This window comes from Sphingomonas sp. SAFR-052, from assembly GCF_051965015.1.
Classification (GTDB): Bacteria; Pseudomonadota; Alphaproteobacteria; order Sphingomonadales; family Sphingomonadaceae; genus Sphingomonas.
Map to the genome: position 1 here is coordinate 120017 of NZ_JBQCMO010000009.1, position 14607 is coordinate 134623.

Below are 14607 nucleotides of genomic sequence, written 5' to 3' on the forward strand. Positions count from 1 at the left end.
GATAGCCTGATGCGATCCAGCCATCGGACGGAGATCAGGCGTGTCGCTCATCATCAACGGGGTGGCGGTCGCGCCGCCCGCCGATCCCCGCGTCTCGCTGCTCGACCATCTGCGCGAGACGCTGCACCTGACCGGTACCAAGAAGGGCTGCAACCAGGGCGCGTGCGGGGCGTGCACCGTGCTGGCCGATGGCGAGCGCATCCTGTCGTGTCTGGCACTCGCCGTCCAATATGACGGACGGTCGATCACCACGATCGAGGGGGTGGGGCAGGCGGGCGCGCTCCACCCGCTGCAACAGGCGTTCATCGACCATGACGGGTTCCAGTGCGGCTATTGCACGCCGGGCCAGATCTGTTCGGCGCTGGGGATGGTGGCGGAGGCCAAGCGCGGGCTGCCGAGCAACGTCACCGCCGACCTGACCGCCGCCGTCACGCTCGACCGGGGCGAGGTGCAGGAGCGGATGAGCGGCAATCTGTGCCGCTGCGGCGCGCATAACGGGATCATCGATGCGATCCGCCAGAGCGTGGAGACGGTGGCATGACCCCGTTCGACTATGCCCGCGCGGGCGACGTCGCGGATGCGCTGCGCATGGGGGCGGGGCAGGGGGCCGCGTTTCTGGGCGGAGGCACCAATCTGGTCGACCTGATGCGCGAGACGGTGGCGCGGCCGGCAAGGCTGATCGACGTGAGCGGCCTGTCCGACACGATCGTGGAGACGCCGGACGGGGGGCTGCGCATCGGCGCGGGGGTGCGCAATACCGCGCTTGCCGAACATGAAGCGGTGCGCAGCCGCTATCCGGTGCTGGCGCGGGCGATATTGGCGGGGGCGTCGGCGCAGATCCGCAACATGGCGACGGTCGGCGGCAACCTGTTGCAACGCACCCGCTGCACCTATTTCTACGACACCGAGGGGTCGCGCTGTAACAAGCGGGTGGTCGGATCGGGCTGCGACGCGCGCGGCGGGTTCAACCGCATCCATGCGGTGCTCGGCGCGTCGGAGGCGTGCGTGGCGACGCATCCCTCCGACCTGTGCGTGGCGCTCGCCGCGCTCGATGCGGTGGTGCATGTCGAGGGACCGGACGGCGCGCGCACGATCGCGTTCGATGCGTTCCACCGCCTGCCCGGCGACCGGCCCGATCTGGACACGGTGCTGGCGCCGGGCGAGTTGATCGTCGCGGTCGAGCTGCCCGCCGACCGGCTTGCGGCGCATTCGACCTATCGCAAGGTGCGCGACCGGGCGAGCTATGCCTTTGCCCTGATCTCGGTCGCGGCGGCGCTGTCGATCGAGGAGGGTCGCATCGCCGATGTCCGCATCGCGTTCGGCGGGGTGGCGCACAAGCCGTGGCGCGCGGCGAAGGCGGAGGCGGCGCTGCGCGGACAGGCTCCGGGCGAGGCGGCATTCCGCGCGGCGGCGGCGGCCGAGTTCGCCGATGCGCAACCGCTGCGCGACAACGGATTCAAGCCGGTGCTGGCGCAGCGCACGCTGGCGGCGGTGCTGGGCGAACTGGCGACGGGAGCAGCGGCATGAGCATCATCGACAGCGCCAAACAGACCGCTCAGGGGCTGGTGATGGGCGCGCTCCAGAAGCTGGTGCCGCTGGCCCCCGACAGCTGGATCCCGGGCGGGGTGCCCGACCCGCTGATCGCGCGCAAGCACGGGCTGATCGGGACGCCGGTGTCGCGGATCGACGGGCCGCCGAAGGTGAGCGGCGGCGCGGCGTTCGCCGCCGAGTATCGGTTCGACGCCATGGTCTATGCCGCGCTCGCCTATGCCACGATCGCACGCGGTCGGGTCACCGCGATCGACAGCGCGGCGGCGGAGGCGGCGCCGGGCGTGGTGCTGGTGATGACCCACCGCAACGCGCCGCGCATCAAGACGCCGGCGATGTTCGGCACGTCGGGCAGCGCGGTCGGACCCGACACGGTACCGATTTTCCAGGACGATCAGGTCCATTGGAACGGACAGCCGATCGCCTGTGTGCTGGCCGAGACGCAGGAACAGGCCGATCATGCCGCGTCGCTGCTGCGCTTCACCTATGCCGAACTACCGGCGGTGACGACGCTGGCGGCGGCGAAGGCGAAGGGCATCGAACAGGGCCTGTTCATGGGACAGCCGCTGCGCGACGAGATCGGCGATGCCGAGGCGGCGCTGGCCGCCGCGCCGCACAAGGTCGACCGGCGCTATACGACGCCGCGCCACAACCATAATCCGATCGAGCCGCATGCCGCGACGCTGGCATGGATCGACGGCGAACTGGTGATCCACGACGCCAGCCAGATGGTCGCGCAACAGGCGCAGGCCATGGCCGAGGTGTTCGGAATGAAGGCCGACAAGGTCCGGCTGACCTCCCCCTATGTCGGTGGCGGTTTCGGGTCGAAGGGGCTGTGGGAGCATCAGGTGATCGCCGCCGCCGCCGCGAAGCTGGCCGGGCGGCCGGTGCGCATCGCCCTGTCGCGCGAGGGGGTGTACCGGGTGGTCGGCGGGCGGACGCTGACCGAACAGCGCGTCGCGATCGGCGCGGACGCCGATGGGCGCTTCACCGCACTGATCCATGACGGGCTGTCGGTGATGACGCCGCACAATGCGATGCCCGAACCGTTCATCCTCGGCACCCGGTCGGCCTATGCGGTGCCGAACATCGCGCTGAACGTCGGCATCGCGCGGATGCAGATGCTCGCCAACACCTTCATGCGCGCGCCGGGCGAGGCGGTCGGCACCTTTGCACTGGAATCGGCGATCGACGAACTGGCGGGCGAGCTCGGCATCGATCCGGTCGAACTGCGCATCCGGAACGAGCCGGACAAGGACCCGACCTCGGGCCTGCCCTTTTCCTCGCGGCATATCGTCACCGCGTGGCGGCAGGGGGCGGAACGCTTCGGCTGGAACGACCGGCCGGCGACGGCAACCCGCCGCGAGGGCGAATGGCGGATCGGCATGGGCTGCGCGACCGGCACCTATCCCTATTACCGGATGCCGGGGGCAAAGGCGCGGCTGACGCTGACGCGCGATGGCGACGACGTGCGTGCCCATGTCGAGGTGGCGGCGGCGGAAATGGGCATGGGCACCGGCACGACGACCGCGATCGTCGCTGCCGAACGCCTGGGCCTCCCGCTCGACCGGGTCGAGGTCGGTTATGGCGACAGCGCCATTCCCGGCGCGATCATGGCCGGGGGATCGCAACAGACCGCGGCGATCGGCGCAGCGGTGATCGCCGCGCACAATGCGCTGACCGCGAAGCTGCTGAAACTGGCGGGCAACGACTCGCCGCTTGCCGGGCTGTCGGCGAAGGAGGTCGGCAGCGATAGCGGTGGCCTCGCCAGTCTCGACGATCCGACGCGGCGCGAAAGCTATGCCTCGATCCTCAAGCGCGCCGGGCGCGACAGCATCGAGGTGACCGAGGCGGGGTCGCCGCCGCTCGAATTCATGCACTGGTCGATGCATTCGCACAGCGCGCTGTTCTGCGAAGTCGGGGTCAACGACGTGACCGGCGAGGTGCGGGTGCGCCGGTTTCTCGGGTCGTTCGACTGCGGGCGCATCCTCAACCCGCGTACCGCCGCCAGCCAGTTTCGCGGCGGCATCGTCATGGGGCTGGGCATGGCGTTAATGGAAGAGACGCAGTTCGACGAACGCAGCGGCCGGATCATGAACCCCAGCCTCGCCGAATATCATGTGCCGGTGCATCTCGACGTGCCGGAGATCGAGGTGATCTGGACCGACATTCCCGATCCGCACACGCCGATGGGTGCGCACGGCATCGGCGAGATCGGCATTACCGGCGTCGCCGCGGCGGTGGCCAATGCGGTCCACAACGCGACCGGCCGCCGCATCCGCGACCTGCCGATCACGCTCGACAAGCTGTTGTAGCGGGCGAGAAACCGGAGCGATTTTAAGGACGTATGCCGGCCGGTCGCCGAAACCGGCTTGCCAGCGTGATCGAGTCCGGCGATGCATGCCGGACAGAACGAAATGGGCGGGAGGGGCCGATGGCGTTACCGGAATTGAGCGTGGCATTCTTCCTGCAGATTTTCGTGATCGTCGGCGCGTGCCGGGTGACGGGATGGTTCGGGAAACGCTTTCTCGATCAGCCGCAGGTGGTGGGGGAGATGATCGCCGGGGTCCTGCTCGGCCCGTCGCTGCTCGGGCTGTTCGCGCCCGATCTGCAGGCGGCGATCTTTCCGAAGGATGCCAAGCCGATCCTGTATGTCTGCGCGCAGCTGGGCGTCGGGCTGTACATGTTCCTCGTCGGGCTGGGGTTTCGCACCGATCATTTCCGGCTGAACGCGAGGAGCGCGGTCGCGGTGTCGCTGTCGGGGATGGCGGCGCCGTTCCTGGTCGCGCTGGCGCTGACGCCGTGGTTGCTGAGCCTCGACCTGTTCGGGAAGGGGATCACCAGCCTGCAGGTGACGCTGTTCATGGGCGCGTGCATCTCGATCACCGCCTTTCCGATGCTGGCGCGGATCATCCATGAGCGCGGGCTGACCGGTACGCCGCTCGGATCGCTGTCGCTGTCGGCAGGTGCGATCGACGATGCCGGGGCGTGGGTGGTGCTGGCGATCGTGCTGGCGAGCTTCGGCGGCGGCAGCGAGGTCGCGATCAAGGCGATCGTCGGCGGCGGCGCGTTCGCTGCGTTCATGATCCTGCTGGGGCCGAAGGTGCTCGCGCCGCTGACCCGCTGGGCCGATCGCGAGGGGCGGGTGACGCAGCCGATGCTGGCGGTCGTCGTGATGCTGTTCGGGCTCAGCGCATGGGCGATGGACGCGGCGGGGATGCATTCGGTGTTCGGCGGCTTCCTGCTCGGCTGTGTCATGCCGCGCGGGGTGTTGACGCGCGAGGTGCGCAAACAGGTCGAACCGTTCACGACCGCGTTGCTGGTGCCGATGTTCTTCGCCTATTCGGGGCTGAACACGCAGCTGACCATGGTCAACAGCGTCGACCTGATCGCGGTCGCGTCCGTGATCCTGATCGGATCGGTGGCGGCGAAGGGCGTCGCATGTTGGGCGGCGGCGCGCGCGACCGGTCAGGACAATGCGACGGCGATGGCGGTCGGCACGCTGATGAACGCGCGCGGGCTGATGGAACTCATCATCATCAATATCGGGCTGCAAAAGGGGATTATCGGCCCGGCGCTGTTTTCGATGTTGGTCATCATGGCGATCGTCACGACGCTGATGGCCTCGCCGCTGTTCGAGATCGTCTATGGCCGCAAGGCACGCGCGGCGGGCGCGCTGGGGCAGTTGAACGAGGATGAAGCGGCGGAACCCGTCGCGCGACCATCGGCGGCCTGACGGGCGGCAAAGATCGTTACGGCTTGCGAAGTTAGGAGAGGCGCTGAACCGGTCGGGATTGCGGTGCGTTGGCGCGACATTCCTCTGATGCAGGCGAAACGGCATGCTCCACGCTTCCGCTGTCGACCCGACCGTGACGATCCCGCCGCTGCCCCCGGTGCGGGTGGTTGCCGCAATGACCGATGCCGATCGCGCGAGCGGCAACGTCCATGACCATAGGTCGCGCGAAACGCTGCTGCTACGGATCGCCGCCTTGCTTGAGGTCGAGGTAAGCGATCCGCTCGACGACGCGACGCTGCACGTGCCGGGCGACGCGATCGAGGCGGCGGTGGCGGCCGCGGCCGGGATCCGGCGCGCCGACCAGATACTGGGCGGGGTCGTTCCCGCCGCCTTCGTTGCGACCAAGGCGATCACCCACGGCCTGCTCCACCGCGATGCGCAGTGTCCGCCGCTTTGGTCACCAGCGATGGTCGAGCTGATGGGCGATGCCGCGCTGACCGGCTATACCGCGTTCAACCGCGAGGACGCGCTGGCCGCCGGCCGGCAATTGCTGGCGCGCGGGCCGGTGCGGATCAAGGACGTGTGTGCCAAGGCCGGGCTGGGGCAGATCGTCGTCCATGACGATGACGCGCTCGCCTATGCTCTGTTGCGCGAGGACGACGCGATGCTGGCGCGCCACGGCATCGTGCTCGAGGAGAATTTGACCGACGTCGTGACCTACAGCGTCGGCATCATCGAACTCGGTGGCGGCACGATCAGCTATTGGGGCAGCCAGAACCTGACCCGCGATCATCACGGGCGCGACGTCTATGGCGGGTCGGACCTGTATGTCGTGCGCGGCGGGCTCGATACGCTGGCCGCCAAGCCCCTGCCGAGCGCGATCGCGCGGGCCGTGGCGTGCGCGGGGACGTTCGACCGCGCGGCGCGGCTCGCCTATCCCGACCTGCTGCTGACCCGGCGCAATTACGACGTGATCGAGGGGACCGATGCGGCGGGCGTTCGGCGCATCGGCGTCCTCGAACAGTCTTGGCGCGTCGGCGGCGCGAGCGGCGCGGAGATCGCCGCGTTCGAGGCGCTGCGCGACGAACCCGATACCCATGCCGTGCGCTGCTCGACCGTCGAAGTCTATGCCGAGATCGACCCGCCGACCGGCGCGACGCTCTATTATCGCGGGGTCGATCCGGTGGTCGGGCCGATGACCAAATATGCGGTGCGGCTGGCGTGAGCGATCTGGAGACGCTGGACGAAGGGCGCGTGACGCTTAACGTCGACGGACAGAAGCTGACCGGCACGCTGATCGAGCCCGAGGCGCCGGTGCCGGGCTTCTTGTTCGTCCATGGCTGGGGCGGGGACCAGGCCGAGGATTTCGGGCAGGCGGAGGAGCTGGCGCGGCTGGGCTGCGTCTGCTTCACCTTCGATTTGCGCGGCCATGCCGGCAGCGATGCCGACCGCAACGAGGTGACGCGGCAGAACAGCCTCGACGATGTCGTCGCTGCATACGACTATCTGGCCGCGCATCCGCTGATCGACCGGGACGCCATCGGCGTGATCGGGACTAGCTATGGCGGCTATCTGTCGGCGCTGCTGACCGCCGAGCGGCCGATCCGCTGGATGGCGCTGCGGGTGCCGGCGCTATATCCGGACGAACATTGGGACACGCCCAAGGCGCTGCTCGACAAGGAGGTGGTGCGTGCCTATCGCCAGCAGCCGCAGGACGAGCGCGGCGACCGCGCACTCGCTGCCTGTGCCGCGTTTCGCGGCGACGTGCTGATCGTCGAATCCGAAAAGGACGAACAGATCCCGCGGGAGGCGATGCTGTCCTACCAGTCCGCATTCCGCAACGCCAACTCGCTCAGCCACCGGATCCTGCACGGCGCGAGCCATGCGATGCGCGACCCACGGCACCAGCGGACCTACACCACCTTGCTGCTGCATTGGATCGATGAAATGGTCCGTGCGAGCCGCAGGACCGATCGATGATTGCCAAATGTAAGGCAATCGTAATAGGCGGTGCCGGATAGCGCGGCCGAATCACGCCGACTCGAATCAACTTAGGACGTCGTACATCATGCAGATCATCGTTCGCGATAACAATGTCGATCAGGCGCTGCGGGCGCTCAAGAAGAAGCTGCAGCGCGAAGGCGTGTATCGCGAGATGAAGCTGCGCCGCCATTACGAGAAGCCGTCGGAAAAGCGCGCCCGCGAGCGCGCCGCCGCGATCAGCCGTGCACGCAAGGCCGACCGCAAGCGCGCCGAACGCGACCGCTGAGCCGCTCGGCGATGCCGACGATCGGCACCCGCATCGACGAAAGCGGAACGCTGATCCGCGAGGGCGGTGCCTTCTACCTGCGACGCGATCTGGGCGGGCGGTATCAGCTCGAACTGCATCGCACGCCGGTCGATGAAGTCGAAAAGCGGGTCCGACTGGTCGGCACGCTGGTCGGCGCCGATCTGGTCAACGCCGACAGCGTCACGCTCGCGTGACCCTGCCGGGGCCGGCGCGATGCCGGCCCCGGTGGTCGCTCACCAATACAGGTCGCTACCCGACAGCGACCCCGTCAACGACAGCACGAAGTCGGCCACGCCATCGCCATTCTGGTCGAGGGATAGCAGCGCCGTGCCGTTGCTGTTGCTGATGACCGCCTGCCCGGCGCGGCCGGTGAACTGCGACACCTGGGTAAAGGCCTGATCGCCCGATACCGACAGGTTGGCATCGATCGCCGTAAGGTCGATCTTGTCGACGCCGGTGGCGAAGTCGGTGATCCGATCGCGGACGTTCGATGTCGAATCGCCAATCGCGGTGAAGACGAACACGTCCGCCCCGCTGCCGCCGGTCAGCACATCGGCACCGCCGCCGCCGATCAGCACGTCGTTGCCGGCATTGCCGAACAGCTGGTTGGCGACTTCGTTACCGATGATGCGGTCGGCGCCCGATCCGCCGCGCGCATTCTCGATCGTCGCACCCTGCGCGATGGCGACATTGCCCTTCAGCCCGCCGACGTCGGAGAAATTACCGTCGTTCAGGTCGATGACCTGCGCGCTGCCATAGCCCGAAAAATCGAACGTGTCGTTGCCGCCGGCATCCCATGCGGCAAAGATCAGCGCCGAGTTGCCCGATAGTGCGGTGTAATAATCGCGCCCGGTATTGGAGTTGAACCCATAAACGGTATCGCCGGTGCGGGTCGTGTTGTTCGCACCGTATAGCCGCTGGATCGCGGCGATATCGTCGAGGAGCGGTGCTGCGGCATAGAACCCGCCCTGGTCGCCGCCGGTGTTGGTTTCCGACCAGTAGCTCATGACCGAATATTGCCGCGTATCCTCGTAATAGGAGGCGCTGTTGGCATAGGTCGGCGATCCGTTGCCGGCATTGTAATCACCCGGATGGCCGAGCCCCAGCGCATGGCCGATCTCGTGGATCAGCACCTGCCCGCCATAGTTCAGGTTGTCGGGTGCGCGATTGTAGCTGAGCGAACTGTTGTACCAGCTGTCGCCGCCGACGCCGCTGCCGGGATAATAGGCGAAGGCCGCCGCTCCCGATGCGCCGCTCGAATAATTGCCGAGCAGCATCTGCGCGTTGTTGCTATAGCCATTGCCGCTGTCGACCCGGCGGAAGGTGACGCGCGCGACATCGGCCCATGCCTGGAACGCGATTTGCGCCTGTTCGATCTGCGCATCGTTGAAGCGCGAGAAGCCCGACGTGCCGTTGGGCATCGACGTCGGTGCGCTGGCACGGAAGGCGTAGGTGACCTCCGCCGCCTGTCCCAGCGTCGAACCGTTCCAGGTCTGGTTGGCGCGGCCGATCTGCGCGGCGGCTTCGCTGATCGTCAGCGACTGCTTGCCGTTCGGCCCGGAATCGCCGCGCTGTTCGCCGTTCAGCGCCGCCTGCGGTCCCGAACCGGTCCCCCGGTCCGGCGTGCCGCCGTTCATGCAGCCCCAGCACTGGCACCCTTCCGCCGCCGCCGCGGTCTGCGACGACTGGTGCGACTGCCATGCGTCCCATCCGAAGCCGAACGCGGCACCGGTGGCGGGCATCGGCAGTACGGCGGACAGCGTCGGTGCCGCACCAATAGCGGGCAAGTCGATGCCGCCGATTGCGGCGTTGCCATCGTTCATCAGTCGATGCAATATCGATGTCGCATCGGGTCCGTTCGGACCGTCGAAATATTGATCGGATATCATTCCGGAAAAGGGAGTTGTGGGATGCGCTACTGCCACGGATATTCTCCACGCAATCGCCCCCCGACCGCATGGATCGGACGCGTATTTCGGTACGTTAGGGGAATGACTTTGAGCATTGCCCCGTTGGTATTCTTTATCAATACGGCTGGCTGCGCAACGCTTGGTACGAAGGACGACATTGGAATGGCCCAAACCCACGACGAACCGGCCCAATCGCGCGGCAGCTTGAGGATGGAGGAGCCGGAATCGCTCGCCGGACGCTGGTTGGTCGCGACCGCCAAGGGCGAATGTGCGGTCGTGTTCACGACCCGGCGGGTCGAATCCGCCAATGCGTGGGCGCTCGAGGATGCCGGCAATTGCTTCGCCGGACTGGTGCCGGGCGCGGTCGGATGGCGGCCGGTGCCCGACGGTATCGCGCTGGCATCGGCCGACCGCCGCACCGCCGCACTGTTCGCGCGTGGTGCGGACGGATGGACGGCGACGCTGGCGAGTGGCGCCGCGACGCTGCGGCGGGGGTAGGGGTGCTGGGGTACGGCTATGACGCCGTACCTGGTTTTCGCGCGATCTTTACGGAAGCGCACCGCACCGTGTCCCCGCGAAGGCGGGGACACGGTGTAGCTGATTGGCGGAGCGCTCGTCGGCGCAGGGATATGGTGGACGATCAGGCCAGCGTGCGGACCTTCGGTTCGCGGTCCCAGTAGCGCCGCTTGGCCGCGTCGACGAACGCGGTGAGGTTGGTGACCCCTTCGTCGGGTTCGACGCCGGCCTTGTCGAGCAGCGGCTGGGCGTCGGCGTTATGGCCGATCGCTTTCAGATGACCGAAGGCGTCCATTACCCACTGCACGGCGGCGCCTTCCTTCGTCAGCTTCTGCGCTGCTTCGTCCGACAGGATCACCGCACAGGCATCGACCGTGACCGATGGCTGGCCGAACAGCTGCGCATCGGCGGCGATCGTCGATCCGTCCGACAGCGGCACCTTGCCCACCTTCGGCGCGATCGTCATGGCATTGCCGCCGGCTGCCTTGACCGCATCCTTCAGCGTCTTCAGTTCGGCCGCATCGGTGCCGTCGGCGATCAGGATGCCGACGGTGCGCCCCTCCAGCGTATGCTTTTCGAGTGGCCCGCGAATGATGCGCAGCGCCGGCGACGGGTCCATGTCGAGCACCGGCGCGGCGGTCGGCGACGCTTCGGGCAGGTCCATCGCCAGCCCATCGGCGACGCGGCCCGCCAGCCCTTCGTCGACGTTGCGCAGATTGGCGAGCATCGCGATGCGGATATGCTCGAGGCTGACCTTCGACAGCTCAAACACGAGCGCGGAGGCGATGTGGGCCTGTTCGGCCGGGTCCATCGAGCGGAAGAACAGCCGCGCCTGGCTATAATGGTCGGCGAAGCTTTCGGGGCGGATGCGCAGCTTCTGGCCCTCCTCCTCCGACGGATAGGTCTTGTAGCCCTTCGCCGGATCCTCGCGCGCGCCGGCTTCCTCGCCGGCCTTTGCCAGACTGTTCGGCTCGTAATTGGCGCGGCCCTTGGGGACGGTCATTTGCATGTGGCCGTCGCGCTGTTGGTTCATGAATGGACACCCCGCCGCCGCGGCGCGGCCCTTGGCGCTGTTGATCGGCAGCTGGTGGAAATTGACCGAGCCGAGGCGCGACAGCTGGGTGTCGGTGTAGCTGAACAGGCGGCCCTGCAGCAGCGGGTCGTTGGAGAAGCCGATGCCGGGGACGACATGGCTGGGCACGAACGCCGCCTGTTCGGTTTCGGCGAAGAAGTTGTCCGGGTAACGGACGAGCACCATCCGTCCGACGATGCGGACCGGAAGAACTTCCTCCGGAATGATCTTGGTCGCGTCGAGCACGTCATAGGGTTGGCGGTTCGCGAATTCCTCGTCGAACAGCTGCACGCCCAGTTCCCATTCGGGATAATCGCCACGGTCGATCCGTTCGAACAGGTCGCGGCGCTGGAAATCGGGATCGGCACCGGCGATCTTGACCGTCTCGTCCCAGATGGTCGAGGCGAGGCCCGCCTTGGGCTTCCAATGGAACTTGACGAAGGTCGACTTCCCCTCGGCATTGATGAAGCGGAAGGTGTGGACGCCGAACCCCTCCATATTTGCAAAAGTGCGCGGCAGGGTACGGTCCGACATCGCCCACATGATCATATGGGTCGCTTCGGGCATCAGCGAGATGAAATCCCAGAAGGTATCGTGCGCGGTCGCCGCCTGCGGATAGCCGCGATCGGCCTCCATCTTCGCAGCGTGGATCAGGTCGGGGAACTTGATCGCGTCCTGGATGAAGAAGACCGGGATGTTGTTGCCGACAAGGTCCCAATTGCCTTCGCGGGTGTAGAATTTGACCGCGAAGCCGCGCACGTCGCGCGGGGTGTCGACCGAACCCGCGCCGCCCGCGACCGTCGAGAAGCGGACGAACACGTCGGTGCGCTGGCCCTTTTTCTGGAACAGGTCGGCGACGGTGATGTCGGACAGGCTGTCGGTACATTCGAAATAGCCATGCGCCGCACTGCCGCGGGCATGGACGATGCGTTCGGGAATGCGTTCGTGATCGAAATGGTTCATCTTCTCGCGGAAGACTTCATCCTCGATCAGCACCGGACCGCGTGCGCCGGCCTTCAACTGGTTCTGATTGTCCGACACCGGGGTGCCGTGGTTGGTGGTCAGCACCGGATGATCGGCATCGGTCACCTGATGCGTTTCGCCGCCGTTGCCGGGATTGCGCGTCGATAGGTCGGTCATGGCATTCCTTCTGGTTCGGAACGCCAACGGTTCGCGACCGGGCAAGTTGCGGTAGGTTAGGTGCTTTGTCCGAAAACGCCCGCCCGGTCACCGCGCCGGCGCCACGATCAGCGTCGGCGCGTCGGCGACGAACCGGTCGAGCACCCCGTCGGCGATCCGCACCGGGCCGTCGAAGCGGGTGGCGCCGGGGATCGAGCGGACCGCCGCCGCTTCGCCGGCCAGTTTCCGCGCGTCGGCGAAATAGCGCGTGGCGGTGCCGCTGCCCTGGTTCGCCGCGTCCAGGCCGGCGGCGGTCAGTTGCAGCGCCCGGCCCCATAGCTGCATCGCGTCGAGCCAAGGTCGCGATTGCGCGACGAAGCCGGGATCGACCAGCCCGGCGCGGATCAGGTCGGGCGCGGCGGCGAAGGCGTCGGCGCGTTCGCCCAGATCGGCGATCGCCCGTTGCCGTGCGGGCGCATCGCCATTGGCGATGGCATCGCGCACCCGGTCGAACAGCGCTTTCAATCGGGGCGCCTGTTCCTGCCAGGGCTGGGTGCCGAAGGTCGGTGCCATATGCTGGGTATCGAAGAAGGTCAGCAGCGCCTGCGTCGCACGTTCGTCGCCGCCCGCCAGGTCGCGCGCGGTCGTGACCCACGTCCCCTCGGCATCATAGCCGCGATCGTTCCATGCGAAGGCGGCGACACCGGCGACGGCGACACGGCTCGGCGCCTCCTGGTTCATCGGGTTGGACAGGATGCCGCTCAGCTCGCCCGACAGCCCCGCCTGACGCCGCGTATAGGGCGCGAGCAGCAGCCGCCCGGTCGTCTGCGCATAGTCGTTGACCGGATAATTGTCCCACAGCAGCGTCTTGCGCCCGAACGCCTTGGTCGCGGCCTTCGCATCGGGGATCGAGATGGCGGGCGGCACGACGTCGGTCCCGGTCCATTGCACGACGATGCGTGGGTTCAGATCCTTGCGCAGCGCGGCCTTGTACGGGCTGTCCTTTGCATCATAATATTCGGTCGGCACCATGATGAGCGGGCGCGCGGCGGGCAGTTTCGCGGTCAGATAGGCCTGCACCCCGTTCAGGAAGCGCGCCTGCGCGACGCCGGCCGCCTGTGGTCCCGACGGGCCGAAGGTCGCCTTGTCCGCCTCGCAATTCCATTTGGCATATTCGATATCGTCGAGCGCGACATAGAAGCTGCTGACGCCGATACCGCGCAGCGCGTCGAACTTGCGCTCCAGCGCCTGTGCGTCGGCGGGATCGGCGAAGCAGACGGTCGGGCCGGGCGAGATCGCGTAGACGAAATCGATATGGTTGCGCCGCGCGGTCGCCGCCAGCGTGCCGAGTTCGCCCAGCGTCGCCGCCGGGTATGCATCGCGCCAGCGATCGCGGGCGTAGGGATCGTCCTTCGGCGAATAGACATAGGTGTTGGCCTGAACGGTCGCGAGGAAGTTCAGATGGTCGGTGCGCTCGGCCATCGACCATGGCTTGCCATAGAAACCCTCGATCGTGCCGCGGATCGGCATCGCCGGATGGTCGGCGATCACCAGCGCCGGGATCGGCCCACGCTTCGCCAGTTGCCGAAAGGTCTGCACCGCATGGAACAGGCCGTCGGCATCGCGACCGGCCAGCGTCACGATGCCGCTGTCGCCGACGATGCCGGCGGCGATGGCATAGCCCTCGCGCTGGGTCGGGAGCGTCGCCTTGGCACGCGTGAGCGCGCTCTGGACGACACCGGTTTCGCCGACGCCGATGACGATATGCGGCCGGTCGATGGTCGCGGGCAGGCGGCGGGCGGTGACGATCGTGTCGACCCCGGCGGCGGTCAGGATGCGGCGGACCAGTGCGACGGTGTCGGCATCGGCGCCCGCCCCTTCGACCAGCACCACCGACCGGCCGAGCGCGATCGTGCCGCCGGTCGCGGTCATCGACACCGGCGCCGGCACCAGCATCGGCAGCGTCACCGGTTCGGCCGCGGCGGGGGTGGCGGCGAGGCCGGCGAGGGCGAGCAGCGGGGCGGAGCGTCGGGTCATATAGTCTCGCAAGGCAGCGGGGCGGGTCGCGCAATGGGTGGAGCGTTTCGTGGCGCTCGGCAAGCGTGACGACGCCCCGCATGGCGGCTATGCGACGGCGATGGCTCGCAAGAAGCGTATCCTGACCGCGACGATGGCCGATGGCTGGGTCAAGACGATCGGCCCGACCAACGCGCCCTTCACCCATTTCTGGCGGATCGTCGCCACGCTGGAGAACGGCAGGACCGAGGTGTTCTGGGGCCATGCCGCGTCGCTGAAGGAAGCCAATGGCAAGCGGGCGGCGACACAGGACGCAGCCCGGCAGCGCGGTTGGCGCGATTATGCGTTCGAGGTCGTGCCCCTGGTCGAGGAATAGCGGCGCGCGACGTGAATGGTGGTG

General features: G+C 67.5%; 13 protein-coding genes. 10 read left to right on the top strand and 3 right to left on the bottom strand.

Annotated elements, in window-relative coordinates; translation table 11 throughout:
• Positions 1-40: 40 nt before the first annotated feature.
• From ACTHQV_RS15450 to ACTHQV_RS15485, 8 genes are all read left to right on the top strand, one after another.
• Complete coding sequence (locus ACTHQV_RS15450; RefSeq protein ID WP_440491527.1) at positions 41-541, top strand: 2Fe-2S iron-sulfur cluster-binding protein; 501 nt, start codon at positions 41-43, stop codon at positions 539-541.
• Positions 538-1527, top strand: a complete 990-nt coding sequence (locus ACTHQV_RS15455; RefSeq protein WP_440491528.1) for an FAD binding domain-containing protein — start codon at positions 538-540, stop codon at positions 1525-1527. The genes ACTHQV_RS15450 and ACTHQV_RS15455 overlap by 4 nt, the downstream gene beginning before the upstream one ends.
• Positions 1524-3863, top strand: a complete 2340-nt coding sequence (locus tag ACTHQV_RS15460) for a xanthine dehydrogenase family protein molybdopterin-binding subunit (RefSeq protein ID WP_440491529.1) — start codon at positions 1524-1526, stop codon at positions 3861-3863. The genes ACTHQV_RS15455 and ACTHQV_RS15460 overlap by 4 nt, the downstream gene beginning before the upstream one ends.
• A gap of 119 nt (positions 3864-3982) precedes the next feature.
• The gene (locus ACTHQV_RS15465) at positions 3983-5284 is read left to right on the top strand and encodes a cation:proton antiporter (RefSeq protein ID WP_440491530.1); all 1302 of its coding nucleotides are present in this window, start codon (positions 3983-3985) and stop codon (positions 5282-5284) included.
• A gap of 103 nt (positions 5285-5387) precedes the next feature.
• Entirely contained in the window at positions 5388-6509 is a 1122-nt protein-coding gene (locus ACTHQV_RS15470) for a DUF3182 family protein (protein WP_440491531.1), read from the top strand.
• Positions 6506-7264 (top strand): alpha/beta hydrolase family protein, encoded by a 759-nt coding sequence (locus tag ACTHQV_RS15475; protein WP_440491532.1) that lies wholly within the window; start codon positions 6506-6508, stop codon positions 7262-7264. Before ACTHQV_RS15470 ends, ACTHQV_RS15475 begins: the two co-directional genes overlap by 4 nt.
• Before the next feature lie 88 nt (positions 7265-7352).
• The gene (rpsU, locus tag ACTHQV_RS15480; RefSeq protein ID WP_055997902.1) at positions 7353-7553 is read left to right on the top strand and encodes a 30S ribosomal protein S21; all 201 of its coding nucleotides are present in this window, start codon (positions 7353-7355) and stop codon (positions 7551-7553) included.
• An 11-nt stretch (positions 7554-7564) separates the two neighbouring features.
• Positions 7565-7768, top strand: a complete 204-nt coding sequence (locus ACTHQV_RS15485; RefSeq protein ID WP_242121085.1) for a DUF5818 domain-containing protein — start codon at positions 7565-7567, stop codon at positions 7766-7768.
• Positions 7769-7807: 39 nt separating this feature from the next.
• Here ACTHQV_RS15485 and ACTHQV_RS15490 read toward each other — a convergent pair whose 3' ends face one another.
• Positions 7808-9397 (bottom strand): serralysin family metalloprotease, encoded by a 1590-nt coding sequence (locus ACTHQV_RS15490; RefSeq protein WP_440491533.1) that lies wholly within the window; start codon positions 9395-9397, stop codon positions 7808-7810.
• A 249-nt stretch (positions 9398-9646) separates the two neighbouring features.
• Here ACTHQV_RS15490 and ACTHQV_RS15495 point away from each other — a divergent pair, with 249 nt between their 5' ends.
• Positions 9647-9982, top strand: a complete 336-nt coding sequence (locus ACTHQV_RS15495) for an AprI/Inh family metalloprotease inhibitor (protein WP_440491535.1) — start codon at positions 9647-9649, stop codon at positions 9980-9982.
• A gap of 142 nt (positions 9983-10124) precedes the next feature.
• Here the strand turns inward: ACTHQV_RS15495 and ACTHQV_RS15500 are convergent, their stop codons facing one another.
• Both ACTHQV_RS15500 and ACTHQV_RS15505 read right to left on the bottom strand, forming a co-directional pair.
• Positions 10125-12212 (bottom strand): catalase, encoded by a 2088-nt coding sequence (locus tag ACTHQV_RS15500; RefSeq protein WP_440491537.1) that lies wholly within the window; start codon positions 12210-12212, stop codon positions 10125-10127.
• A gap of 87 nt (positions 12213-12299) precedes the next feature.
• Positions 12300-14228, bottom strand: a complete 1929-nt coding sequence (locus ACTHQV_RS15505) for a beta-N-acetylhexosaminidase family protein (RefSeq protein ID WP_440491538.1) — start codon at positions 14226-14228, stop codon at positions 12300-12302.
• Between the two features lie 100 nt (positions 14229-14328).
• On the opposite strand from ACTHQV_RS15505, the gene ACTHQV_RS15510 reads away from it, so the two are divergent.
• Positions 14329-14583: a hypothetical protein gene (locus ACTHQV_RS15510; RefSeq protein ID WP_440491578.1), complete on the top strand. Its 255-nt coding sequence runs from the start codon at positions 14329-14331 to the stop codon at positions 14581-14583.
• Positions 14584-14607 lie beyond the last annotated feature (24 nt).

Excerpts from the sequence above, each read along its gene's own strand:
- ACTHQV_RS15455 (WP_440491528.1), top strand. The coding sequence starts at position 538 with ATGACCCCGTTCGACTATGCCCGCGCGGGCGACGTCGCGGATGCGCTG.
- ACTHQV_RS15460 (WP_440491529.1), top strand. The coding sequence starts at position 1,524 with ATGAGCATCATCGACAGCGCCAAACAGACCGCTCAGGGGCTGGTGATG.
- ACTHQV_RS15465 (WP_440491530.1), top strand. The coding sequence starts at position 3,983 with ATGGCGTTACCGGAATTGAGCGTGGCATTCTTCCTGCAGATTTTCGTG.
- ACTHQV_RS15470 (WP_440491531.1), top strand. The coding sequence starts at position 5,388 with ATGCTCCACGCTTCCGCTGTCGACCCGACCGTGACGATCCCGCCGCTG.
- rpsU (WP_055997902.1), top strand. The coding sequence starts at position 7,353 with ATGCAGATCATCGTTCGCGATAACAATGTCGATCAGGCGCTGCGGGCG.
- ACTHQV_RS15485 (WP_242121085.1), top strand. The coding sequence starts at position 7,565 with ATGCCGACGATCGGCACCCGCATCGACGAAAGCGGAACGCTGATCCGC.
- ACTHQV_RS15490 (WP_440491533.1), bottom strand. The coding sequence starts at position 9,397 with ATGAACGATGGCAACGCCGCAATCGGCGGCATCGACTTGCCCGCTATT.
- ACTHQV_RS15495 (WP_440491535.1), top strand. The coding sequence starts at position 9,647 with ATGGCCCAAACCCACGACGAACCGGCCCAATCGCGCGGCAGCTTGAGG.
- ACTHQV_RS15500 (WP_440491537.1), bottom strand. The coding sequence starts at position 12,212 with ATGACCGACCTATCGACGCGCAATCCCGGCAACGGCGGCGAAACGCAT.
- ACTHQV_RS15505 (WP_440491538.1), bottom strand. The coding sequence starts at position 14,228 with ATGACCCGACGCTCCGCCCCGCTGCTCGCCCTCGCCGGCCTCGCCGCC.
- ACTHQV_RS15510 (WP_440491578.1), top strand. The coding sequence starts at position 14,329 with ATGGCTCGCAAGAAGCGTATCCTGACCGCGACGATGGCCGATGGCTGG.